Origin of the sequence: Paludibacterium paludis (genome assembly GCF_018802605.1) — a bacterium.
In the GTDB taxonomy this organism is placed as follows: domain Bacteria; phylum Pseudomonadota; class Gammaproteobacteria; order Burkholderiales; family Chromobacteriaceae; genus Paludibacterium; species Paludibacterium paludis.
This window is the reverse complement of record NZ_CP069161.1, coordinates 2,047,296-2,069,749: the sequence shown is the minus strand read 5'-3', so window position 1 is coordinate 2,069,749 and position 22,454 is coordinate 2,047,296. Positions and strand designations below refer to the sequence as shown.

The following is a 22,454-nucleotide window of genomic DNA, read 5'->3' as shown; positions in this document are numbered from 1 at the left end:
GACTTCATGTTAGGACGGCGTCCGCGCGGCGTCAACGCCGGCCCCCGCCATCGCCAAGAAAACCGCCAAGTTCGCGCCACGCGGCAAGCTTGCCTAAGTAGGGAACGGCATGCGCCGGGCTGCTGGACGGCAACAACAGACATGGCACGGCGGCGGCCCGCCCAAGGGCGCGAAGTCCCACGCGGTGGGCCGTGGTGCCGTTAAAACCGATCGCGGCAAGATCCGGCAAGTCCTCCAACAACGTGATCAGGTCGTTCTGCCGAAAATCGCGAATGGCGGTGTCCAGGCTGCCCGGACGATGCGCCTCGGCCACCACGTCCCACAATCCGACGCCATGAGCCAGCAGACAAGTCAACCGCTCCGGATAGTCCATGTCCGGCAGTGGCGCGCCGAGCACATCGCCCATCAGCATCCAGAACTGATTGCGCGGATGGCCGTAATATTGCCCCGCGCGCAAGGAGGCGTCGCCGGGCAGGCTGCCAAGCAGCAGCACCCGTGTCGAGCTATCGACGACCGGCGCAAAGCAGCGTTTCAAAACAGCTCACCCTGCCCGGCCGCCAGCCGCGCCTTGACGGGACCGAAGCTCTTGCGGTGCTCCGCCAGGGGTCCCAGCCGCTCCAGCGCCGCCAGATGCTCGGCCGTCGGATAGCCCTTGTGCCGGGCGAAGCCGTATTCCGGGTACAGCGCGTCGAGCCGGTACAGCTCGGCATCGCGCGACGTCTTGGCGAGAATCGACGCGGCCGAGATCGCCCGCACCTTGGCGTCGCCCTTGACGACGGCCTCGGCCGGCGCGGGCAACCCGGGCGGAACACGGTTGCCGTCCACCTGGATCAAGTCCGGCACGATACCCAGTCCGTCGCAGGCGCGTTTCATCGCCAGCAAGGTGGCCTTGAGAATATTCAGCGTATCGATCTCTTCGACCGACGCCGACGCCACATGCCAGGCGAGCGCCCGCTCCCGGATCGCCAGCGCCAGATCATCGCGACGGGCTTCGCTCAGTACCTTGGAATCGGCCAGGCCATCGATCGGACGCGCCGGATCGAGAATCACCGCGGCCGCGTAGACCGCGCCGGCGAGCGGACCCCGTCCCGCCTCGTCCACTCCACACAGCAGCATCAGCGCACCAGTTTCAGAACGGCATCCGCCGCCAGCGCCGCGGTATCCTGGCGCAGGGCAAGGTGCATGCCGGTGAACAATTCCGCCAGCTCTCGCTGGTAGTCCTTGTCATGGTAGATCCGCTCGATCTCGTCGGCGAGCTTCTCGGGAGTGGCATCCTTCTGCAGCAGCTCGGGCACCACCTTGCGCCCGGCCAGAACGTTCGGCAGGCCGACATAGGGCAGGCGGATCTTGCGCTTGACCCAATGGTAGGTCAGCGCCGACAGCTTGTAGCTTATCACCATCGGCCGCTTGGCCAGCGCCACTTCGAGGGTCGCCGTGCCGCTGGTGACCAGCACCACGTCGCTGGCGATCATCGCCATCTGGGCATGTCCGAAAAGCTTGCGGATCGGCAACTCCCAGGCCCTGTGCGCCGTCAGCTGCCGCTCGAACTCCTCGAGCGTCGGCCGGGTCGCCAGCGGCACGAGAAACTGCGCGTCGGGGAACTTTTCCAGCAGACGCCGGGCTGTTTCGATCACCAGCGGCCCCATGAAATCCAGCTCGCTGCGGCGGCTGCCCGGCAACAGGGCGAAGGTCGGCGCCGACAGCGGCAATCCGAGCTGCTCGCGCATGGCGAGCTTGTCCGGATCGAGCGGCAATTCACTCGCCAGCGGGTGGCCTACATAGGTCACCGGTACCCCTGCCCGGCTGTACAACGGGGGCTCCATGGGAAACAGGCACAACATGTGACTCACGCTGTGGCCGATCCGGTCCACGCGCTCGGGACGCCAGGCCCATACCGAGGGACTGACATAATGGACGGTGGGAATGCCGGCCGCCTTGAGGTCGGCCTCCAGGCCCAGGTTGAAATCCGGCGCATCGATCCCAATGAACACGTCCGGCTTCTCGTCGATCAACTGGGCGCGTAGCGCGCGCCGGATTCCAATGAGCTCGGGCAGGTGGCGCACGACTTCGGCCAACCCCCTGACCGCCAGTTTTTCCTGGGGCACGAAAGTCGTGAAACCGCGCGCGGTCATGCGCGGTCCGCCGATCCCGGCAAAACGGATGCCCGGATCGCGTGCGAGCAGCGCGTCCATCAGATGGGCGCCCAGCAAATCGCCCGAGGCTTCGCCCGCCACCATGGCGACCTTCAGCCCGCGGGCGTTGGCAAACAATAGCTTGTCTGTCATGGTGTCGTTCAGCGGATGATGCCTCGTTCGGAACGCTCGAAGAATCGCACGAATGGCGCGAGCTCCGGGTGGGCCTGGGCGGCGGCGGCGATCTGCGTTCTGGCCTCTTCGTACGCCAATCCTTGCCGGTAGAGCGTCTTGTAGGCGTTGCGGATCGCCCGGATCGCTTCGGGGCTGTAGCCGCGACGTTTGAGGCCTTCACTGTTGATGCCCGACGGCACGGCGCGGTTGCCCGACGCCGTCACGAACGGCGGCACGTCCTGCGCCACCGCGCTGGCGAATGCCGTCATCGCATGTTCGCCGATCACGGCGAACTGGTGCACGCTGGTAAACCCGCCGAGGAACACCCAGTCGCCGATCTCGACATGCCCCGCGAGCGTCGTGTTGTTGGCGAGAATGGTATGACTGCCGACCTGACAATCGTGCGCCAGATGCACGTACGCCATGATCCAGTTGTCGTTGCCCAAGCGGGTGACGCCGGCGTCCTGGGCAGTGCCGATGTTGAACGTGCAAAATTCGCGGATGGTGTTGTTGTCGCCGATCTCCAGCCTCGTCGGCTCGCCGGCGTATTTCTTGTCCTGCGGCACCGCGCCGAGCGAGCAGAACTGGAAAATGCGGTTAGCGCGGCCGATCGAGGTATGCCCTTCGATCACCACATGAGGGCCGACCCAAGTGCCTGCGCCGATTTCGACATCCGGACCGATGATGCTGTAGGCCCCGATTTCGACGTCCGCCGCGATGCGCGCGCGCGGATCGACGATCGCCGTGGAGTGAATCGCCATCTCAGACCTCTCTTTTGGCGCACATGATTTCCGCCTGGCAGGCCACCTGGCCATCCACCAGAGCGCGAGCGGTGTAGCGGGCGATGCCGCGCTTGCTGCCGGTTTCTTCCACTTCCAGCACGAGCTGGTCGCCCGGCACGACCTGGCGCTTGAAGCGCGCATTGTCGATGCCGACGAGAAAATACATTTCGTTGTCCGGGCGGTCGCCCTTGCTGCGGATCGACAGAATACCCGCCGCCTGGGCCAACGCTTCGATGATCAGCACGCCCGGCATCACCGGATAATGTTCGAAATGCCCGGCAAAGAAGGGCTCGTTGATGGTAACGTTCTTGAGGGCGCGAATCCGCTTGTCCGCTTCGAACTCCACCACGCGGTCCACCAGCAGGAACGGGTAGCGGTGCGGCAGGTGGCGCATGATCTCGCGCACGTCAATGTTTACGGCGTGCTCACTCATCCGTGTCATCCTCTCTGTTATTTCGTGTTTTTTGCTCGCGTTCGAGCCGTTTCACCCGTTTGACCAGGTCGTCAAGGTGACGGAGGTGGACGGCATTGGCCATCCAGTCCTTCATCGTCGACATCGGGTAGGACGACGCATAGGTTCCGGGAGTGCGGATGGACTTGGAGACCAGCGTCCCTCCGCCGATATGGGTTTTGTCGGCGATGTCGATATGGCCGACGAACATGGCGGCGCCCCCCACCGTGCAATAAGCGCCGACACGGGTACTGCCGGCGATGCCGACGCATCCGGCGATGGCCGAATGCTCCCCGATCTGGACGTTGTGGGCGATCTGCACCAGATTGTCGATCTTCGCGCCACGCCGGATCACGGTGTCGGCCATGGCGCCGCGGTCGATGGTGGTGTTGGCCCCGATTTCGACATCGTCCTCGATGATCACCCGGCCCGTCTGGGGAATCTTGAACCAGTCCTCGCCGGTCCAGGCAAGACCGAAGCCGTCCGCGCCGATGACGCTGCCCGAATGGATGCCCACGCGGTCGCCGATACGGCAGCCATGGTAGACCGTCACATTGGCATGAAGCGTCACCGAGTCGCCGATGCTCACTTCGTCACCGATCACCACTCCGGGATAAATCTTGCAGTTCTCGCCGATCGTCACATGGCGGCCGATACTGACAAGCTCGCGGATCTCCGTGCCCTTGCCGACGCGGCTCCCCTCGCCGACCGTCGAACCCGGATGAATGCCCTCCACCGGCGGCGCGACCGGATGGAACAGTGTCGCCACGCGGGCGAAATACAGGTACGGATCCTCGGCGAGGATCAGCGGACGCGTATCGGCCAGATCGTCGGCCAGCGCGGGCGTCACGATGACCGCGCCGGCTTCGCAAGCATCCATCCGGCGACGGTATTTGGGGTTCGCAAGAAAGGCAAGATCATCCTGCCCCGCGGTATCCAGCGGAGCCAGCCGTTCGATGCGGCGGTCTTCGCCGCGCAACGTGCCGCCCAGCTTCGCCACGATCTCGGAAAGCATGTAAGACATCAAAAATTAAAGCCGACCCCGGGCCGGCTTCCTCCCGAACGGTGAAGGGTTACTTGTCCAGTTCCTTGAGCACTTTGCCCGTCAGGTCGAACTTCGGATTGACGTAGACCGCATCCTGCAGGATCAGGTCGTACTGCTCCTTTTCGGCGATCGACTTGACGATCCGGTTGGCTCGCTCCAGCATCGCCGAGAACTCCTCGTTGCGGCGCTGGTTGAAGTCCTCCGACAGCTCGCGGCTCTTGACGCGGTACTCGCGATCAAGGCTGTCCAGCTCGCGCTCGAAGTTTTTCCGGTCGGCCGGCGCCAACGCGCTCTTGCCGAGGGTCGCCTCGAGATCCTTGCCGCGGGACTCCATGCGTTTCAGGTCGTTGCGCCGGTCGGCGAACTCCTTGTCCAGACGCTTCATGATGGCGACGAACGGGGCGCCTTCGCGATAGATGCGCTCCGTGCTGATATACCCCATCTTGAAGCCATCGGCGAGAGCCGGCGATCCGATCGCCAGCCCAAGCAAGGCGATCAGCCAGGATGTGTTCAGTTTCACAGGCTATTCCCTCCGTTCTAGAATGCCGCGCCGACCGTGAACTGGAAGCGCTCGATCTTGTCGCCATCCTTCTTCTTGAGCGGCAGCGCATAGCTGAATTTCAGCGGCCCCATCGGGGACAGCCAGGTCAACGCGCCACCGATCGAGTAGCGGACGTTGTTGCTCGCCGAACTGCGGTTCGGGTACTGCGAGCCGGACGTCGAATTGCCCCAGACGGAACCCGCGTCGAAGAAGGCGCTCAGGCGCACCGACTTGTTGTCCTTCATGCCAGGGAACGGGAACAGCACCTCGGTGTTGAAGACGAACTTGCGGGTGCCACCCAGCGCATCGCCGTTGCTGTCCAGCGCGCCCATGGTGTTGCTCTGGTAACCGCGCACCGAACCGATACCGCCCAGGTAGTAGTTCTGGAAGAACGGCACGGTCGGCGTCTTGCCATAGCCGTTCACGAAACCGACTTCTCCGTTGAACGCGAGCGTGAAGGTCTTGGAGAGCGGGAAGAACCACTGCTGGTTGTGCGACAAGCGGTAGAACTGCACGCGCCCGCCCGGAAGACCGGCATCGAGCGAGGCGGAAACACTGTAGCCACGAGTCGGCCACAACGCGCTGTCGCGGGTATCCCGGCCCCAGCCCACCGAACCGCTGAGGGTATTGTTCTTGTTGCCATATTTTTTCACGTAATCGATGTATTGCTGCGGGCTGTTCGAGAACGTGGTGATCTTGGTCTGGTCAAAGCCCAGGCCGTAGTTGATGCGATCGTACTCGGTCACCGGCACGCCCATGCTCACCGACAAGCCATCGCTCTTGGTCTGGTAGGACGAGAGGTTGATGCTGTCCGGGGTATAGCTGCGATGGTAGAGGTTGTAACCGAGGCTCACGCCATCCGGCGTGAAGTACGGGTCGGTGAACTGGATCTGGGCGATCTTGTTCACCTTGCTGTTGGACATGCTCACCGACAGCGCCTTGCCCGAACCGAAGATGTTGCTCTGGGAAATGCTGGCGGTCAGTTGCAGGCCATCGCCTTGCGCGTAGCCCAGACCGGCATTGATCGTACCGGTCGAACGCTCCTTCAGGTTGACGTTCATGTCGACCTGATCGGGCGAGTCCGGAACGGCCGGTGTTTCGATATTGACGTCCTCGAAATAACCGAGCAACTCGACGCGCTCCTTGCTGCGCTTGATGTTCTTGCCGTTGTAGTAGGCGCCTTCCAGCTGGCGCAGCTCGCGGCGCACGACTTCATCGCGGGTCTTGGTGTTGCCGCTGATGGTGATGTGACGCACGTAGGTCTTGCGACCCGGATCCACATAGAACGTGAAGCCGGCCACATTCTTGGCCCGATCGACGTCGGGAATCACGTTGACATTGGCGAAGGCGTAGCCGTCCTGCCCCAGACGTTCGGTGATCGCCGTGATCGTGTCGTTGATTTTCTCGCGATTGAACACGTCGCCGGTCTTGACCTGCAGCAGCTTGCGCAGCTCGGGCTCGGGCACCTTCAGGTCGCCGGCGATCTTCAGGTCGCCGACCGTGAAACGCGCCCCTTCGTGCACGTTGACCGTCAGGAAAATGCTTTCCTTGTCGGCGCTGATCGACACCTGCGTGGAGTCGATGTTGAATTCGAGGTACCCCTGGTTCTGGTACCAGGCGCGCAGTTTTTCCAGGTCGCCGGTCAGCTTCTGCTTGGAGTACTGATCGTCCTTGGTGATCCAGGACAACCAACCGCCGGTGGTCAGCGAGAACTGGTCAAGCAGGTCGGACTGTCCGAATGCCTTGGCGCCGACAACGCGGATTTCCCTGATCTTCGCGGTCACCCCTTCGTTGATATCAAGTGTCACCGCCACGCGGTTGCGCTCCAGCTTGGTGGTATGCGCCGAGACATCGACGGAGTACTTGCCGCGCGAATAGTAGTTCCGCTTCAGTTCCTGGATCGCGCCGTCGAGCAGCCCCTGGTCGAAGATGCGCGACTCGCCAAGGCCATTGTCCTTAAGCGTTTTCTTGAGCTGGTCCTTGTCGAACTCGCGCGCGCCATTGATGGTCAGCTGGGCGATGACCGGACGCTCCGCGACGCCGACGATCACGACGTCGTCCCGCACTTCAACGCGAACATCATTGAAGAAACCGGTGGCGTACAGGGATTTGATGGCCTGCGAGGCCTTTTCGTCGCTGAACGTGTCCCCGACCTTGATCGGCAGGTAATTGAACACCGTACCGGCCTCGGTACGCTGCAGACCTTCGACGCGAATATCCTTGATGACAAACGGACTGAGCGCCCAGGATGCCGAAGCAGTAGACAGACCCAGAACGGCCGCCGCAACGAGTTTCAATTTCATAGGCTTGTTTTAACCCCCAAAAAGGCGGCTGATATCGTTCAGCAAAGCAAACGCCATTAGTGATGCCAGAAGTGCGAAACCGATTCTCTGCCCCATGAGTTGAGCACGCTCGCTCAGGGGCTTCCCCTTGATCAGCTCCGCCGTATAATACATTAAGTGACCACCATCCAGAACCGGTATCGGCAACAAGTTGAGCACGCCGATACTGATACTGATGAGCGCCATGAATTCCAGATAGGACGTCCAGCCTTGCCGGGCCGTCTGTCCGGCGACAGCGGCGATCGTCAACGGTCCGGACAGATTATCGAGCGAGGCCTGCCCGATCAACATCCTGCCAAGAAAACGCAGACTCATCCAGGCGGTATCGCCGGTTTTTCGCAAGGCCTCGATGGCCGCCGCGCCCGCATCGTACTGCCGGGTATAGCTGATCGAACGCATCCAGGCTTCGTCGGACTGCGGCGCGGCGCCGATCCGGCCCACATAACCGAACTCGCCCGGCACCCCGGCCGGCCGCACCAAGACATCCTGCGGAGCGCCCTTGCGCTCGATCCGGATCGTCAGGGGCTTGCCGGGACTGTTACGGATGATCTCCACCCAGTCGTTCCAGTCGGACAACGGCTTGCCATCGACCGCCAGCAGGCGATCGCCTTCCTTGAGCCCGGCGCGGGCCGCCGCGCCCTCCGGGTCGACGGCGCCGATCACCGGCAACAGGCGCACCGGTGAAATACCGATATTGCCCGAAGCCAGATCGGCCGCAAAGCGTTTTCCGTCGCGGGCAAGATCGAGCGTGCGGGTGGCTTTCGCGCCCGCGGCGGTCACCACCTCGAAACGCATGGCGGGACCCGCCATTGCCCCGCCCAGCCGCTCGGCGAGCGCAAGACGCACGGCCTGCCAGTTCTCCACCGGCGCGCCATCGAGCGAAGCGATCCGGTCGCCGGCCTGGAACCCCGCCATGGCGGCGGGACTCTCCTTGACGACCATGCCGACCGCCGGCCGGATTTCCGTCACGCCCTGCGCCACCACGACCCAGTAGATCAGCACCGCCAGCAGCAGATTGGCCAGCGGGCCGGCCGCCACGATGGCCATGCGCTTGAGCACCGGCTGGCGGTTGAACGCGCGATCCAGCTCGGACGGGTCGACCGGCCCCTCGCGCTCGTCGAGCATGCGCACATAGCCGCCCAGCGGAACCGGACAGATGACCCATTCCGTCCCGCGCCAGTAACGGGAAAACAGCGGCGAGCCGAATCCGACGGCAAAACGCAGCACTTTGACTCCGCACCAGCGGGCCACCAGAAAGTGGCCCAGCTCGTGAAAGGTGACAAGCACACCGATGGCCAGCAAGAAAGCAAGCAAAGTCAGCATAACATCAGCTTATTCGTGAAGCCGTGTAACGGCGGGTTTCGTCATTTTTCGCCATCAGGGAAGGCAGATCCGGACTGGCGGACAAATCCAGCCGGGACAGGGCATCTTCCACCAGAACGGGGATATCCGTAAAGCGGATCCGCCGCGCAAGAAACGCCTCGACAGCCACTTCGTTCGCGGCGTTGAGCACCGCGGAGGCATCGCCGCCGGCTTCCAGCGTCGCATAGGCGAGACCAAGACAGGGGAAGCGCGCGAGATCCGGCGCCTCGAAGGTCAATCCGGCAAGCGCGCCAAAATCCAGATCGGCCACCCCCGCTTCGATGCGACCCGGCCAGGCGAGCGCATTGGCGATCGGCGTGCGCATGTCCGGCGACCCCAATTGCGCGACAACGGAACCGTCCCGGTATTGAACCATGGAATGGATGACACTTTGCGGATGGACCACCACATCGATCCGGGCCGGCGGCGCATTGAACAGCCAATGCGCCTCGATGACTTCCAGCCCTTTGTTCATCAGGGTCGCCGAATCGACGGAAATCTTCCTCCCCATGCTCCAGTTCGGATGGCGGCACGCCTCTTCCACGGTGACCGCCGCGAAACGATCGGCGGGCATCAGCCGGAATGGCCCGCCCGAAGCGGTGAGAATCAGTTTGCGAATGCCGGAGGCGTCAAGATCCCCGGCGAAATCATGCGGCAAGGACTGGAAAATGGCGCTGTGCTCGCTATCGACGGGCAGCAACCTCGCGCCGCCCTCGCGCACCGCCGACATGAAAAGATGCCCGGCCATGACCAGCGATTCCTTGTTGGCCAGCAACAGGCGCTTGCCGGCGCGGGCGGCCGCGATCGAAGACGGCAGGCCGGCGGCGCCAACGATCGACGCCATCACCGCGTCCACTTCCGGCAACGATGCGATGCGGCACAGCGCGTCGGCGCCGAACTCCACTTCGGTATCGAGACCGGCTTCGCGCAACCGGCGGCGCAGAACGGCGGCCGACTCTTCGCTGCCCGTCACGGCGTAGCGTGGCCGGTGCGCGAGACACTGCTCGAACAACCGGTCGATGCGCGTATGGCCGCTGAGCGCCACGACGCGCCAGTCTTGCGGATGCCGCCCCACCACGTCGAGCGTATTGGCGCCGACACTGCCGGTGGCGCCAAGAATGGCAATCCCTTGTTGTGTCATGTGATTGGATCTTGTTACAGACCGCCCAGCGTTTTCAGTGCATGGCTGACGGCAAGGACGGCGATAAGACTGTCGATCCGGTCGTAAACTCCGCCGTGCCCGGGCAGAAGACCGCTGCTATCTTTCATTCCGGCGCTGCGCTTGAACCACGATTCGAGCAGATCGCCGGTCACGCTGACCGCCGCGAGCACCAGCGCCACGCCGATCACGGCGAAAAGAGGCACCGGTAGCGCGATCCAGCCCAGTCGCGTCACGGCCAGCGCGTACAGCGCGACGGCGAGAAGGCCGCCCCAAACGCCCTCCCAGCTCTTGCCGGGACTGATCGCGGGAGCGAGCTTGCGACGACCGAACGCGCGACCGGCGAAATAGGCCGCGACATCGGCGACCCAGACCAGCCCCATCACGGCGAGCAGGGCCAGCGCCATGGCGGGGTCGGCGGCCGGCCGCCACTCCACGAAAGCGAACCAGGCCGGAAACATCAAGAGCCAGCCCAGCGCCCTCGCTGTCCAGCCATCTTTCAGCGTCCAGCGGCGTTTCAGCCACAGGGGCACAACTCCCAGCCAGAAGACCAGCACGGCGACATGCCCCGCGACCGGCATCCGCAGCTTCAACAGCCACAGCGCCGCCGCCACGAGCGTGGACACCGAAAGGTACAGCGCCATGAACGGCTGGCGCATGCCGACCATCCGGCAATACTCCCACAGGGCGAGCCCGGTCACCAGCCAGCTGAACGCCGCCCACAATTCGGGCGGAAAGACGAACAGCGCGGCCAGCATCAGCGGCAGCAGGCACAATGCGGTAATGATACGGGTTTTGAGCATCGGTCAATCCCGGCGAAGGGCCTCGGGAAGTTGTTCGCTGGTGCGCCCGAAGCGGCGCTCCCGGCCCTGGTAGGAGCCGACGGCCTCTTCCAGCGCCACGCCGTCGAAGTCGGGCCAAAGCTTGTCGGTAAAATACAGCTCCGAATACGCCAGCTGCCACAACAGGAAATTGCTGATGCGCTGCTCGCCGCCGGTGCGGATAAAGAGATCCGGCTCGGGCGCATAGCGCATCGACAGCCTTTCGGCGAGCGCCTCTTCGGTTATCGCCGTCGCGCCCTCGGCGATCAGCGCGTTGACGCCCTGAAGCACATCCCAGCGCCCGCCATAATCGGCCGCGATGGTCAGCACGAGGCCGCTGTTCGTCGCGGTCCGCCGCTCGGCATCGGCGATCCGCTCCGAGAGCGACGCGCCGAACCGTTCGCGGCTGCCGATCACCTTCAGGCGAATATTATTGGCGTTGAGACGCTCGATTTCATGTTCGAGCGCCCGCATGAAAAGGTCCATGAGGAAGGACACTTCCTCCGCTGGTCGACGCCAGTTTTCGGTGGAAAAGGCGAACAGCGTCAAGTACTCGACGCCGAGACGCCGGCAAGCGCCGATCACCTCGCGCACCGAATCCAGACCACGCTTGTGTCCCGCCACGCGGGGCAGAAAACGCCGTTTGGCCCATCGCCCATTCCCATCCATGATGATGGCAATATGACGGGGCACGGGCCGCACTTCGGGCACGACCTGAGTGGAACTGCCAAACAAGAGCGACCCCTTAACTTATACTGCCAGCAACTCGTTTTCCTTGACCGCCAAGGCCTTGTCGATTTCGGCGGTGTACTTGTCGGTCAGCTTCTGGATCTCGTCCTGGCCGCGACGCTCTTCGTCTTCGGTGATGGACTTGTCCTTCAGGAGGTTCTTGAATTCGTTGTTGGCGTCGCGGCGGACATTGCGAACCGCGACACGGGCGTCCTCGGCTTCGCCGCGCACGACCTTGATCAGGTCCTTGCGGCGCTCTTCGGTCAGCATCGGCATCGGCACGCGGATGATGTCGCCCATCGCCGCCGGGTTCAGCCCCAGATCGGAATCGCGAATGGCCTTCTCGACCTTGGCGAGCATCGGCTTCTCCCAAGGCTGCACGCCAATGGTGCGCGCATCGATCAGGGTAACGTTGGCGACCTGATTGACCGGCACTTCGCTGCCGTAGTAATCCACCATGACGTGATCGAGCAGACCGGTGTGGGCACGGCCGGTACGGACCTTCGCCAAATCGGCCTTGAATGCCTCAAGAGATTTTTGCATCTTGTGTTCGGCCGAACGCTTGACTTCGCTAATCATGATTGCTCCACTTCGAAACGGGAAAAACAAGGCGGAAGCAGCGCCGAACGCCGGTTCCGCCTTATCAAATGCAAGATCAGCAGTGTACCAGCGTGCCTTCGTCTTCGCCAAGCACCACGCGCTTGAGACTGCCGCTCTTGAATATGCTGAAGACCTTGATATTCAGCTTCTGGTCGCGGCACAGGGCGAACGCCGTCGCGTCCATCACTTTCAGGTTGCGGGCGATGGCCTCGTCGAACGTCAGGGTCTGATAGCGAACCGCGTCGGGATTCTTTTTCGGATCATCGGTGTAGACGCCGTCGACCTTGGTGGCCTTCAGCATGATGTCGACATTCATCTCCATGCCCCGCAGCGAAGCGGCGGTATCCGTCGTGAAGAAGGGATTGCCGGTGCCGGCGGCAAAAATCACCACCTTGCCTTCCTCCAGATACTGCATGGCCTTGCCGCGCACGTAAGGCTCGGCGATCTGCTGCATCGTCAGCGCGGACTGCACGCGCGCCACCATGCCCGCGCGCGTCATCGCATCCTTGAGCGCCAGCGCGTTCATGACCGTCGCCATCATGCCCATGTAGTCGGCCGTCGCGCGATCCATGCCGGCCGCGGCGGGTGCGACTCCACGGAAAATATTACCACCGCCGATCACGATACCAACCTGAATGCCAAGATCGACCACCTCCTTGATCTGGCCCACGATCTGCTCGATGGTTTGCCGGTTGATTCCATAGCTGTCATCGCCCATCAGGGCTTCGCCGGAAAGCTTGAGAAGGATGCGTTTGTAGGCGGGAGCTTGGCTCATATGTAACCTCGGTTGGCGATTTACGGATATTCAATTTGCAAAACGGCACCCTGCGCGCAGGGTGCCGTCGTATTCAGATCAGGCCAAAAAGGGCTCAGACCTTGGCGGCAGCGGCCACCTCGGCGGCGTAGTCCACCACCTTCTTTTCGATACCTTCACCAACCACGAACATGGCAAAGTTGTTGACCACAGCCTTCTTCTCGGCCAGCAGTTTCTCAACGGTCACGTCCGGGTTCTTCACGAACGGCTGACCCTGCAGGGTCACCTCGGCGAGGAACTTGGTCACGCGGCCTTCGACCATCTTGGCGACGATATCGGCCGGCTTGCCGCTTTGGGCGGCCTGCTCGGTGTAAATGCGGCGTTCGGTTTCCAGCGTTTCGGCCGGCACCTGGTCTTTGGACACGCAGATCGGCTTGGAGGCGGCAACGTGCATGGCGATGTCGCGGCCCAGCTGCTCTTCGCCGCCGGTGAAGTCGACGATGACGCCGATCTTGCTGCCGTGCAGGTAGGTGGCGATGGCGCCGGCGGTTTCGTAGCGAACGAAACGACGCACGCTCATGTTCTCGCCCAGCTTGGCCACGGCGGCCTTGCGGATCTCTTCGACGGATTCGCCGGAAGCCACGCGGTACGCGCCCAGCGCCTCGACGTCGGCCGGGTTCGACTTGGCAACAGCCTCGGCAGCCGCCTTGGCGAAGGCCAGGAAGGTTTCGTCCTTGGCGACGAAGTCGGTTTCGCAGTTGACTTCGACCATGGCGCCGATGCCGGCTTCGGTGAAGGTGGCGATCACGCCTTCGGCGGCCGTGCGGCCCGCCAGCTTGGAAGCTTTGGCACCGGACTTGATGCGCAAGATTTCTTCGGCGCGCACCATGTCGCCTTCGGCCTCAACCAGGGCCTTCTTGCACTCCATCATGCCCATGCCGGTCGCGCCGCGCAGGTCGGCCACCATTTTTGCGGTAATTTCCGCCATGCTTGAAACTCCTTAAATAATCCAGTTACGCAATGCTCGGGTCCAAAAAAAGGGGCTTGCGCCCCTTTTGGAACCGACTTATTCGGCCTGTGCCGCTTCGGCGGCGACGATTTCCTGAATCGACTGTGCGCGACCTTCCAGAACCGCGTCGGCGATGCCGCGCAGGTAGAGGCGGATGGCACGGCTGGAGTCGTCGTTACCCGGGATTACGTAATCGATGCCGTCAGGGCTGTTGTTCGTATCGACAACGCCGATGACCGGGATGCCCAGTTTCTTGGCTTCGACGATGGTACCCTTCTGGTAGCCGGTGTCGATGACGAAGATGGCGTCCGGCAGGCCCTTCATGTCCTTGATACCGCCAAGAGAGCGCTCGAGCTTCTCGACTTCACGTTCGAGATCCAGCATTTCCTTCTTGTTGTAACCGGTATCGCCGGCGTTTTCCAGGATGGCGCGCTTTTCTTCAAGACGCTTGATCGACTGCTTCACGGTCTTGTAGTTGGTCAGCATGCCACCGAGCCAACGGTGGTCAACAAACGGCATGCCAGCGCGAACGGCTTCTTCACGCACGATCTCACGAGCCTGACGCTTGGTGCCGACGAACAACACAGTACCCTTGTTGGCGGCCAGACGACGCACATATTCCTGGGCCGACACGAACAGCGGCAGGGTCTTTTCCAGGTTGATGATGTGAATCTTGTTGCGGCTGCCGAAAATGTACTGGGCCATCTTCGGGTTCCAGAAACGGGTCTGGTGGCCGAAGTGAACGCCGGCTTCCAGCATCTGACGCATGGTAACGTTGGTGGTCATGCAAAAACTCCTTAAAGGGTTAAGCCTCCATCCGCGCAGAAAACCGGCTCGGCCGGCACCCTTTGGCGCGGATGTGCGTAATTTTCCCGACGGAATTATCAGGAAACGCGAGATTATAGCATTGCGCCAGCGACCGGCTCAAGCCTCGCGACGGCTTTCCTCGCGCACGCGCCGACGCTGCTCCAGCTTGCGCCGTATCAGCCGCAAAAACAGCCAGGACGGCAGAAAACCCAGAAAGAAGGCGACACTCAGCCCTTTCGCCACGGAATCCTGTGCCGCCGCGATCATCAATACCACATACAACCAGCCAATCAGAATCAAATACATGGGCAAACCGGAAAGAAATCAAACAATCGTTTGAATTTATCGGAAAATGCATTGAGAATAGCATAACCGTCCACCCGCCACGAGATGACCATGCAGACACGCTTCACCCGCACCTTCGGTGTTGACCACCCCCTGGCCTGCCCCGGCATGAGCTGGATCGCCACTCCGGAACTGGTGGCCGCCGTCGCCAATGCCGGAGGTCTCGGCATCCTCGCCACCGGCCCGCTGGATGTCGCCGCCACGCGCCGCGCCATCGCGCGCATCCGCGAACTGACCGACAAGCCATTCGGCATCGGCTGCACCCTGATGATGCCCGGCGCACGGGAAAACGCCGAAGCCGCGCTGCAAGAACAGGTGCCGGTGATCAATTTCTCCCTGGGCAAGGGCGACTGGATCGCCGAACGGGCCCATGCTTACGGCGGCAAGGTGATCGCCACCGTCACCACCGAGCGCCATGCCATTTCCGCCGCCGCGGGAGGCGCCGACGGACTCCTCGTGACCGGCCACGAAGCCGCCGCGCACGGCGGAAGCGTGACGTCGCTCGTCCTGATCCCGGCCATCCGCCGTGTCAGCGACCTGCCCATCCTCGCGGCGGGCGGCTTCGGCACGGGCGCCGGCCTCGTCGCGGCACTGGCGCTGGGGGCCGATGCCGTGGCCATGGGTTCTCGCCTTGCCACCACACGGGAAAGTCCGGTGCACGACCGCACCAAGGCAATGATCCACGCCAAGTCGGTGGAGGACACCATTTACTCGGCCAATTTCGACGGATTGCCTTGCCGCGTCATGCACAGCCCCACCGCCGCGAAAGCCACGCGCAAGCCGCTGGGCCTGCTGACCGCAGGCTGGCGGGCAAGCCTCAACGCCCGGAAAATGAACGTCTCGATTCCGCGCGTACTGGCCGGCCTGATGAAAGCGCCACAGCAGATCCGCCAGCTCGCCCAGTTCGGCGCCGCCTCGGAACAGATCCGCCTGGCCATCCAGGAAGGCGACCACGAACGCGGCGTGCAGTTGATCGGACAGGTGCAAGGACTGATCGACGACACGCCCAGTGTCACGGAGCTCTTCGAGCGCGTGATGGCCGAGGCACACGACGTCGCCGCCTCGCTCGGAGAAAACGCGCAACGCGGCTAGAACCCGGCCACCAGATCGAGCACGATCCGGGCGGCAGGCACTTCACGGCACCCGGCGGTGTTTTTCCCGCACCACAGCGGGGAAAACGCGCCGTCGCCCGCCGCTTCGGCACGGGGGCCCGCAGCGGCGCCATATAGGACACCGCCAGCGGGAAATCCGGCACGGACTCGCCGAACGGCCCGAGTTCGCGCATCGCCAGATTGACAACACCCCGGGCCGGACGCCCGGTGAACACCCGGGTCAGCGCGGTGCCCGCCTCGCCGGCCCGCGCCACCGCGGCGCGGAGCACGGCGCCGGCCCCCGATTCGTCGCACAGCAAGAACACGGTTCCGGCCTGCACGCCGGATGCGCCCAGCGCCATCGCTTCGGCCACGTCCTTCGGGCCGGCGATGCCTCCGGCCGCCACCACGGGTAGCCGCACCGCGTCGGCGATGCGCGCCAGAAGTTCGCGCAACGGCAGCTGACCGGTCAAATCCCCGGAAAGAAACAGCCCGCGGTGCCCGCCCGCCTCGATTCCCTGGGCGATGACCACATCCGCGCCATGATCCTCCAGGTAGCGCGCCTCGTCGACCGTGGTCGCCGTCGACATCACCACGGCACCCCACTCTTTCACACCATCGAGCAGCGCCGGCCGCGGCAGGCCGAAATGAAAACTCACCACGGGAGGCCGCCACGCCTCGATCACCTCCAGCATCCGCTCGTCGAACGGCGCGCGTCCGGCCGCCGGCACAATGCCCGACGGGTCGATGCCGTATTTTTCGTACCAGGGCGCCAGCGCGGCCCGCCAGCGCTGATCGCGCGCGGCGTCGAACAGAGGCGGCGCATGACAGAAAAAATTGACGTTGAACGGCCGGTCGGTCAAGCGCCGCAACGCGGCCAGCTCGGCCGACAGCGACTCGGGCGTCAACATCGCGCAGGGCAGCGAGCCCAGCGCACCCGCCTCGCAGACGGCCGCCGCCAGCGCCGCGCCCTGGGCGCCGGCCATCGGCGCCTGAATCAAAGGCCACTCCACTCCCAATGCATCGCCAAGCCCCATCATGCTCTCCCGAATCCCGCGCGCGAGACACACCACGATCGTACCGTCTTTGCCGTAGCGCAAACATCTTGCCTAAACTGCTATTGATAAGTATTATCATTCTCAAAGGAGAGCTGACGATGACCCCCACCGCCAACCCCCGGCTCCCCGCCCGGTCCGCCGAGAAGCCATCCGCCGCGCCGCGCACGGACAGCCAGGCATTGCTGGGCACCAGCCGCGAAATCCACATCTCGCACAACGGCGAGATTTACCGACTGTGCCTGACGAGGCAGAACAAGCTGATTCTCGTCAAATAGCGCACGCATCCATTATTCATCTGCGCCGTTAGCCAGCTTCGCAAGCCAGGGCGCGACAGATCCGTCGAGGAAACCACAATCATGAACCGGACTTCCACACCTGTCGCCGAACACGCCACGACCGACCTTCTCTCCCGCTACCAGGCGCTCAAGGCCGAACGGCCTTCCTTGCGCCAGCGTGACGCCGCCGACGCGCTCGGCGCCAGCGAAGCCGATCTGGTCGCCGTCTTGCCGGAAGCCATGGCGCTGCGCGGCGATTTCAACGCGCTGCTCGAGGCGCTCACCCTGGCCGGTGAAATCAAATGCATCACCCGCAACCGTTTCTGCGTACAGGAAAGGGTCGGCCAGTTACGCAACCTTTCGCTGGGCACCGACATGGGACTCGCGCTCGACCAGGGCGGTCTTGACCTGCGCTTCTACCTGAAAAACTGGCGCCGGGCTTTCGCGGTGAGCCAGCAAAGCCGGCGCGGCGCGCTGCATTCGGTGCAATTTTACGACGATCACGGCGACGCGATCGGAAAATTCTATCTGCACGACGACGCCCGCCTGGACGATTGGCAGGCCATGGTCGCCGCCTTCGCCGGCGCCGGCGACTCCGACCGGCCGCGGACGCCCCGCGCCGGACTGCCCCATCGCGACCTGGGCGGCGACGACCTCGCGCGCTTCCGCGAAGAATGGCTCGCCCTGCAGGACATCCATCACTTCAACCGTCTGCTGGTGCGTTACGACATGTCGCGCCGCTCGGCCTTCGCCAGCGCCCCAGAAGGTTATGCCGAAAAACTGGCGGTGAACTCGATCGAGGCGCTGCTGCGCCGCGCGGCGGACGAGCAAACGCCGATCATGATTTTCACCGGCAACCGCGGCATGGTGCAGATTCACGGCGGCCCCATCGTCAACGTCAAGGAGATGGACGGCTGGCTCAACATTTTCGACAAGGCACTGACGCTGCATCTTGATCCGTCAGGCATCGACAGCGTGTGGCGCGTCAAGCGACCGACCCGCGATGGCATCATCACCGCCGTCGAAGCCCTCGACGCCAACGGCGATACCATTCTGACCCTGTTCGGCCTGCGCAGCGAAGGCCAGCGCGAGGACCCGGCCTGGCACGCCATGGCGCAAAGCGCCGCTCCGCAGGAGACGCACCGTGCCGCTTAATCGCCTCTGGCTGGGCGGCTGGCTCGCCATCGCCTCGCTGCCGGCCCTCGCGGCCGAACGGCTCGTCGCGCTGACACCGGACGTGGCCGACATCGTGGTGGCGCTTGGCGCGGCAAAAGACGTCGTCGGCCGCAACGACGCCTCGCATCAGCCCGAACTCGCGCATGCCGCACCGATCGGCCTGTCGCGCACCCTCAACGCCGAACCGGTGGCCCGCCTGAAACCGACCCTGGTGATCGGCAGCCCGATGGCCCAGCCCGACAGCATCTACGCCACATTGACCCGCATGGCGATCCCCGCCCGGAAAATCGGCATGCGCGAAGACGGAGCGGACTACGCCCAAAGCATCGCGCGCATCGGAGAACTGATCGGCAAGCCCCGCGAGGCCGCCGCGCTGGCGCAAACCTGGCGGCAGGGCATGACACCGGGCGTGGCGACCGGCAAGCGCTACCTGCTCAGCTACGACGGGCGGTTCGTGGCCGGACGCAACACCGCGGCCGACACCCTGATCCGCGCCGCCGGCGGCATCAACGCCGCCGCCGAGCTCGACGGCTTCAAACCGCTGGGCAAGGAGGGCTGGGCGGCGCTGCGACCCGACGTCATCGTACTGGCCGAACACAACGCCGCGGTTTTTGGCGGTGCCGCGGCGTTCGCGAAACGCCCCGAGATCGCCGCGAGTCCCGCCGCGAAAAGCGGCCGCATCGCAAGCTGGCCCGCAGAAAGTTTTTTGCGCATGGGACTCGCGAGCCCGCAAACGGTCGCACGCCTGAGGAGTCTTGCGCAGTGATCCGGCTCGGCTTGATCATCCTGGCCGTCGCCTTCGTGACACTGCTGTGCCTCGGCATCGGCGCCGGCCAATGGATACCACCGGATCGGTACGACCCGCTGGTGACCGAGCTGCGCCTCCCCCGGGCGCTGGCGGCGCTGCTCACCGGCGCGGCGCTGGCGGCGGCCGGCTCCGCGCTGCAGGCGCTGTTCGGCAACCGCCTTGCCGACCCCGGGCTCATCGGCACATCGGGCGGCGCGGCGCTCGGCGTCATCGGCTCGATGGCGCTGGGACTGGGCGGCGCGTTCCTGCCGGTCGCCGCATTCGCAGGTGGACTCGGCGTCACCCTGCTGGTGCTCGCGCTGAACCGCCTCATGCGCGGCGGGCTGAGCGGCCTGCTCATTCTCGGCATCGCCGTCAGCGCCTTCTGCGGAGCGGCCGTCAGTCTGATCCTTTTCCTGTCCGACGACATGGCGCTTCGCAGCGCCATGACCTGGCTGTCCGGCAGCCTTTCGGAAGCCCGTTACGGCCTGTTGCCCGGCGCGCTGTCGGTCATGCTGCCCGGCCTCGCCCTGCTGGTTTTTCTGGCGCGGGATCTCGACATACTGACGCTCGGCGAAGACAGCGCAAGCTCGCTCGGCATCCGCGTCGGCCGCGTCCGCTTCGCGACCGCCGTCAGCGCGGCGCTGCTCGCCGGCGCCGCCGTTTCGCTGTCGGGCATCATCGGTTTTGTCGGCATGATGGTGCCCAATGCGGTCAGCCTTGTGCTGCGCGGCTCGCGCCGGCAGGTGATCGCGGCATCGAGTCTCGCCGGGGCCGTGTTCCTGCTGGTGGTCGACACCGCCGGACGCAGCGTCGCCTATCCGGTCGATCTTCCGGCCGGCCTCATCGCCGGCTTCGCCGGCCCGCCGTTCTTTTTCTGGCTATTCTATCGCCAACGAGGTCTCGAACATGCCTGACTCGCTTGCGCTTCACCATGCGTCACAGGCGCATACCGCCTTTCGCTTCAGCGGGCGGGTATGCCGCCAGGGACGAACCATTCTCGATCCCGGACCGCTGACCTTCCCGGCCAACAGCATCACCGCCATCCTCGGCCCCAACGGCTCCGGCAAAAGCACTCTGCTGCGCTGCCTCGCCGGACTCACCCCCATCGAAAACGGCGAGGTCACCCTGTTCGGCAAGCCGCCCCCCTCGGACGGAAACGACGGCCGGCGGCTCGCCTGGGTGGGGCAGCACCCTCAGGGAGATCCGCTGATGTCCGTCGGCGATTACGTCATGCTGGGGCGGCGGCCCTGGCTTGGCTGGCTCGGCCGTCCCGGCGATGAAGACCGGCAACGGGTGCGCCAGGCGCTCGAGCAGCTGGAGCTGGATGGCTCGGCCGCACGTCCGCTCGGAGCGCTCTCCGGCGGCGAGCGGCAGCGCGCCGCGCTGGCGCGCGCCCTCGTACAAGGCACTCCCGTGCTGCTGCTGGACGAACCCACCAACCACCTGGATATCCGTCACCAGCATTTGCTGATGCAAACACTGCGCCGCCTCTGCCTGCAGGGCCGCAGCGTGGTGACCGTACTGCACGATCTGTCACTGGCGGCCAATCACGCCGACCATCTACTCTTACTGGATAAGGGACGCGCCATCGCCACGGGCAGCGCGCGGCATGTTCTTGCCCGCGTCCATCTTTCGCAGGCATACCAGTGGCCGATGACCGCCCGCCAGGACGAAAACGGCAACTGGTTCGTCAGCCAATCCGGCCCCTCCCGCGCGGCGGCCTGATGCCGGAAGATTGAACTCTTCGGGCGCTGCGGCGTCTCTTGTCTGGTAAGCAAACAGATAACAAGGAGGCGCTCGCATGCACCTGCCCTGGCAAATCCTGCCGCTCAACCCCCTCGCCGCCTTCGGTGTCATCCTGGCGCTGGGCGTGCTGGGCAGCCATCTGGCCACACGCACTTTCGGTATCCCGCGGGTCACCGGCTACCTGATCACGGGGCTGTTCATCGGACCGGCCGGCCTTGGCGTACTGGGCCCCGATCTCATCGCCCAGAGCGATATTTTCATTCAACTCGGCTTGGGACTCGCGCTGTTCGAGCAGGGCCGGCGCATCGACCTTGCCTGGCTTGTACGGGAAAAGGCGCTCTTTCTGACCTCGCTGCTCGCCGGAGCCCTCCTGTTCGGCGTCGCGCTGGCCAGCCTCCTGGCATTCGGCATCGCCGCCGCGCCAGCCGCGCTGATCGCCTCCTTGCTCACCGCCTCGTCTCCGGCGCTGATGCTGGACGTCATCGACGAATGTCGCGCCGAGGGCCAGGTCAGCGAGCGCATGATGGCGCACACAGGGCTTTCCAACCTGCTGGCGCTGTGCCTGTTCGCCGTATCGCTCTCTTGGGGGCACCTGTCTTCCGCGCACGAGACCGGCTACTCGATCATGCTGCCAGGCTGGCTGCTGGCCGGCTCGGCGCTGCTCGGCCTGGCCATCGGTTTTCTCGCCAGCCGCCTCGGGGGATGGCTCGGCGCCCGCCATCCCGAACCGCAATCGGTGCTGTTCTATGCCGTGATCGCGCTCACGCTCGGCCTGACCAGCATGCTCACGATGATCCCGTCCCTGGCCATGCTGGTGCTGGGTCTCGCGATGCGCAACTTCGGCCGCGACGCCATCGTCGGCGCGCCGGGACTCGTCAAGCAGGGCAACCTTTTTTACGTCGCCCTGTTCGTCTCGGTCGGCACCCACTTCAGCGCCGCGCCGTTCGCCAGCGACGGCGCGCTGATCGTCGCCGTCGTGCTGCTCCGGCTCGCCGTCCTGGTCGCCACCTGGGCCCTGGCGGCACGCCCCAACGGACTTCCATGGCGCAAGGGCGCCTGGCTTGGCGCGGGCCTCCTGCCGGTGCCGATCTGGTCCTTCGGCCTTTTGAACCTCGCCTCGGACGCGCTGCCCGCCGATGCGGCACGACTCGGCATGATCGCCCTTGGCGCGTGCTGCCTGACCGAACTGCTGGGCCCCGCCCTCACCCGTCTCGCGCTCGCCCGAACCGGCGAAGCGCGCCCACTGCAACATGAACGGGAATGAC

Annotated in this window: 25 protein-coding genes; 7 read left to right on the top strand and 18 right to left on the bottom strand. The window is 64.3% G+C overall.

What is annotated here, in order from left to right; genetic code table 11:
* Positions 1-31: 31 nt before the first annotated feature.
* The 17 genes from JNO50_RS09360 to JNO50_RS09280 all read right to left on the bottom strand — a co-directional run bounded on the left by JNO50_RS09360 (position 32) and on the right by JNO50_RS09280 (position 15,014).
* Entirely contained in the window at positions 32-535 is a 504-nt protein-coding gene (locus JNO50_RS09360; protein WP_189536069.1) for a DNA-deoxyinosine glycosylase, read from the bottom strand.
* Positions 532-1,116, bottom strand: a complete 585-nt coding sequence (gene rnhB, locus JNO50_RS09355) for a ribonuclease HII (protein WP_189536070.1) — start codon at positions 1,114-1,116, stop codon at positions 532-534. Before rnhB ends, JNO50_RS09360 begins: the two co-directional genes overlap by 4 nt.
* Positions 1,116-2,285: a lipid-A-disaccharide synthase gene (gene lpxB, locus JNO50_RS09350; protein ID WP_189536072.1), complete on the bottom strand. Its 1,170-nt coding sequence runs from the start codon at positions 2,283-2,285 to the stop codon at positions 1,116-1,118. Before lpxB ends, rnhB begins: the two co-directional genes overlap by 1 nt.
* Before the next feature lie 8 nt (positions 2,286-2,293).
* Positions 2,294-3,067 (bottom strand): acyl-ACP--UDP-N-acetylglucosamine O-acyltransferase, encoded by a 774-nt coding sequence (gene lpxA / locus JNO50_RS09345; RefSeq protein ID WP_189536074.1) that lies wholly within the window; start codon positions 3,065-3,067, stop codon positions 2,294-2,296.
* A 1-nt stretch (position 3,068) separates the two neighbouring features.
* Positions 3,069-3,521 (bottom strand): 3-hydroxyacyl-ACP dehydratase FabZ, encoded by a 453-nt coding sequence (gene fabZ, locus JNO50_RS09340; protein ID WP_189536076.1) that lies wholly within the window; start codon positions 3,519-3,521, stop codon positions 3,069-3,071.
* Positions 3,514-4,563, bottom strand: coding sequence for a UDP-3-O-(3-hydroxymyristoyl)glucosamine N-acyltransferase (gene lpxD / locus JNO50_RS09335; RefSeq protein ID WP_189536078.1), 1,050 nt, complete (start codon positions 4,561-4,563; stop codon positions 3,514-3,516). The genes fabZ and lpxD overlap by 8 nt, the downstream gene beginning before the upstream one ends.
* 49 nt (positions 4,564-4,612) lie before the next feature.
* A complete protein-coding gene (locus JNO50_RS09330) occupies positions 4,613-5,104 on the bottom strand; it encodes an OmpH/Skp family outer membrane protein (RefSeq protein ID WP_229804862.1) in 492 nt (163 codons plus the stop codon).
* A gap of 17 nt (positions 5,105-5,121) precedes the next feature.
* On the bottom strand, positions 5,122-7,428 hold the full coding sequence (gene bamA / locus JNO50_RS09325) for an outer membrane protein assembly factor BamA (protein WP_189536080.1): 2,307 nt from the start codon (positions 7,426-7,428) through the stop codon (positions 5,122-5,124).
* Between the two features lie 9 nt (positions 7,429-7,437).
* Complete coding sequence (gene rseP / locus JNO50_RS09320) at positions 7,438-8,790, bottom strand: RIP metalloprotease RseP (RefSeq protein ID WP_189536082.1); 1,353 nt, start codon at positions 8,788-8,790, stop codon at positions 7,438-7,440.
* A gap of 4 nt (positions 8,791-8,794) precedes the next feature.
* Positions 8,795-9,970 carry a 1-deoxy-D-xylulose-5-phosphate reductoisomerase gene (gene ispC / locus JNO50_RS09315; RefSeq protein ID WP_189536084.1) on the bottom strand — a complete coding sequence of 392 codons (1,176 nt, stop codon included), beginning with the start codon at positions 9,968-9,970 and terminating at the stop codon, positions 8,795-8,797.
* Between the two features lie 14 nt (positions 9,971-9,984).
* Positions 9,985-10,791, bottom strand: a complete 807-nt coding sequence (locus JNO50_RS09310; RefSeq protein ID WP_189536086.1) for a phosphatidate cytidylyltransferase — start codon at positions 10,789-10,791, stop codon at positions 9,985-9,987.
* 3 nt (positions 10,792-10,794) lie between these two features.
* A complete protein-coding gene (gene uppS / locus JNO50_RS09305; protein WP_229804875.1) occupies positions 10,795-11,478 on the bottom strand; it encodes a polyprenyl diphosphate synthase in 684 nt (227 codons plus the stop codon).
* 81 nt (positions 11,479-11,559) lie between these two features.
* Positions 11,560-12,117, bottom strand: coding sequence for a ribosome recycling factor (gene frr / locus JNO50_RS09300; protein WP_189536088.1), 558 nt, complete (start codon positions 12,115-12,117; stop codon positions 11,560-11,562).
* 76 nt (positions 12,118-12,193) lie between these two features.
* Positions 12,194-12,913 (bottom strand): UMP kinase, encoded by a 720-nt coding sequence (gene pyrH, locus JNO50_RS09295; RefSeq protein WP_189536090.1) that lies wholly within the window; start codon positions 12,911-12,913, stop codon positions 12,194-12,196.
* A gap of 94 nt (positions 12,914-13,007) precedes the next feature.
* Complete coding sequence (gene tsf, locus JNO50_RS09290; RefSeq protein ID WP_189536092.1) at positions 13,008-13,880, bottom strand: translation elongation factor Ts; 873 nt, start codon at positions 13,878-13,880, stop codon at positions 13,008-13,010.
* Between the two features lie 78 nt (positions 13,881-13,958).
* Entirely contained in the window at positions 13,959-14,687 is a 729-nt protein-coding gene (gene rpsB, locus JNO50_RS09285; protein ID WP_189536094.1) for a 30S ribosomal protein S2, read from the bottom strand.
* Positions 14,688-14,825: 138 nt separating this feature from the next.
* Positions 14,826-15,014, bottom strand: coding sequence for a hypothetical protein (locus JNO50_RS09280; protein ID WP_189536096.1), 189 nt, complete (start codon positions 15,012-15,014; stop codon positions 14,826-14,828).
* 90 nt (positions 15,015-15,104) lie between these two features.
* Here JNO50_RS09280 and JNO50_RS09275 point away from each other — a divergent pair, with 90 nt between their 5' ends.
* Positions 15,105-16,145, top strand: coding sequence for an NAD(P)H-dependent flavin oxidoreductase (locus tag JNO50_RS09275; RefSeq protein ID WP_189536098.1), 1,041 nt, complete (start codon positions 15,105-15,107; stop codon positions 16,143-16,145).
* On the opposite strand, the gene JNO50_RS09270 is transcribed toward JNO50_RS09275, so the two are convergent.
* A complete protein-coding gene (locus JNO50_RS09270) occupies positions 16,066-17,244 on the bottom strand; it encodes an NAD(P)H-dependent flavin oxidoreductase (RefSeq protein ID WP_229804864.1) in 1,179 nt (392 codons plus the stop codon). The two genes, JNO50_RS09275 and JNO50_RS09270, sit on opposite strands and share 80 nt — an antisense overlap.
* Positions 17,245-17,300: 56 nt before the next feature.
* On the opposite strand from JNO50_RS09270, the gene hemP reads away from it, so the two are divergent.
* From hemP to JNO50_RS09240, 6 genes are all read left to right on the top strand, one after another.
* Positions 17,301-17,477, top strand: a complete 177-nt coding sequence (hemP, locus tag JNO50_RS09265; RefSeq protein WP_189536100.1) for a hemin uptake protein HemP — start codon at positions 17,301-17,303, stop codon at positions 17,475-17,477.
* 81 nt (positions 17,478-17,558) lie between these two features.
* Positions 17,559-18,632: a hemin-degrading factor gene (locus tag JNO50_RS09260; RefSeq protein WP_189536101.1), complete on the top strand. Its 1,074-nt coding sequence runs from the start codon at positions 17,559-17,561 to the stop codon at positions 18,630-18,632.
* Positions 18,622-19,419 carry a heme/hemin ABC transporter substrate-binding protein gene (locus JNO50_RS09255; protein WP_229804866.1) on the top strand — a complete coding sequence of 266 codons (798 nt, stop codon included), beginning with the start codon at positions 18,622-18,624 and terminating at the stop codon, positions 19,417-19,419. Before JNO50_RS09260 ends, JNO50_RS09255 begins: the two co-directional genes overlap by 11 nt.
* Positions 19,416-20,357 (top strand): FecCD family ABC transporter permease, encoded by a 942-nt coding sequence (locus tag JNO50_RS09250; RefSeq protein ID WP_189536103.1) that lies wholly within the window; start codon positions 19,416-19,418, stop codon positions 20,355-20,357. Before JNO50_RS09255 ends, JNO50_RS09250 begins: the two co-directional genes overlap by 4 nt.
* Positions 20,350-21,168 (top strand): ABC transporter ATP-binding protein, encoded by an 819-nt coding sequence (locus JNO50_RS09245; protein WP_189536105.1) that lies wholly within the window; start codon positions 20,350-20,352, stop codon positions 21,166-21,168. The genes JNO50_RS09250 and JNO50_RS09245 overlap by 8 nt, the downstream gene beginning before the upstream one ends.
* Before the next feature lie 76 nt (positions 21,169-21,244).
* On the top strand, positions 21,245-22,453 hold the full coding sequence (locus tag JNO50_RS09240; RefSeq protein WP_189536107.1) for a cation:proton antiporter: 1,209 nt from the start codon (positions 21,245-21,247) through the stop codon (positions 22,451-22,453).
* Position 22,454: the final 1 nt, after the last annotated feature.

Bases quoted from the DNA above. Each gene is read 5' to 3' on its own strand.
- rnhB (WP_189536070.1), bottom strand. From the start codon at position 1,116: ATGCTGCTGTGTGGAGTGGACGAGGCGGGACGGGGTCCGCTCGCCGGC.
- lpxB (WP_189536072.1), bottom strand. From the start codon at position 2,285: ATGACAGACAAGCTATTGTTTGCCAACGCCCGCGGGCTGAAGGTCGCC.
- lpxA (WP_189536074.1), bottom strand. From the start codon at position 3,067: ATGGCGATTCACTCCACGGCGATCGTCGATCCGCGCGCGCGCATCGCG.
- fabZ (WP_189536076.1), bottom strand. From the start codon at position 3,521: ATGAGTGAGCACGCCGTAAACATTGACGTGCGCGAGATCATGCGCCAC.
- lpxD (WP_189536078.1), bottom strand. From the start codon at position 4,563: ATGTCTTACATGCTTTCCGAGATCGTGGCGAAGCTGGGCGGCACGTTG.
- bamA (WP_189536080.1), bottom strand. From the start codon at position 7,428: ATGAAATTGAAACTCGTTGCGGCGGCCGTTCTGGGTCTGTCTACTGCT.
- rseP (WP_189536082.1), bottom strand. From the start codon at position 8,790: ATGCTGACTTTGCTTGCTTTCTTGCTGGCCATCGGTGTGCTTGTCACC.
- ispC (WP_189536084.1), bottom strand. From the start codon at position 9,970: ATGACACAACAAGGGATTGCCATTCTTGGCGCCACCGGCAGTGTCGGC.
- JNO50_RS09310 (WP_189536086.1), bottom strand. From the start codon at position 10,791: ATGCTCAAAACCCGTATCATTACCGCATTGTGCCTGCTGCCGCTGATG.
- uppS (WP_229804875.1), bottom strand. From the start codon at position 11,478: ATGGATGGGAATGGGCGATGGGCCAAACGGCGTTTTCTGCCCCGCGTG.
- frr (WP_189536088.1), bottom strand. From the start codon at position 12,117: ATGATTAGCGAAGTCAAGCGTTCGGCCGAACACAAGATGCAAAAATCT.
- pyrH (WP_189536090.1), bottom strand. From the start codon at position 12,913: ATGAGCCAAGCTCCCGCCTACAAACGCATCCTTCTCAAGCTTTCCGGC.
- tsf (WP_189536092.1), bottom strand. From the start codon at position 13,880: ATGGCGGAAATTACCGCAAAAATGGTGGCCGACCTGCGCGGCGCGACC.
- rpsB (WP_189536094.1), bottom strand. From the start codon at position 14,687: ATGACCACCAACGTTACCATGCGTCAGATGCTGGAAGCCGGCGTTCAC.
- JNO50_RS09280 (WP_189536096.1), bottom strand. From the start codon at position 15,014: ATGTATTTGATTCTGATTGGCTGGTTGTATGTGGTATTGATGATCGCG.
- JNO50_RS09275 (WP_189536098.1), top strand. From the start codon at position 15,105: ATGCAGACACGCTTCACCCGCACCTTCGGTGTTGACCACCCCCTGGCC.
- hemP (WP_189536100.1), top strand. From the start codon at position 17,301: ATGACCCCCACCGCCAACCCCCGGCTCCCCGCCCGGTCCGCCGAGAAG.
- JNO50_RS09260 (WP_189536101.1), top strand. From the start codon at position 17,559: ATGAACCGGACTTCCACACCTGTCGCCGAACACGCCACGACCGACCTT.
- JNO50_RS09245 (WP_189536105.1), top strand. From the start codon at position 20,350: ATGCCTGACTCGCTTGCGCTTCACCATGCGTCACAGGCGCATACCGCC.
- JNO50_RS09240 (WP_189536107.1), top strand. From the start codon at position 21,245: ATGCACCTGCCCTGGCAAATCCTGCCGCTCAACCCCCTCGCCGCCTTC.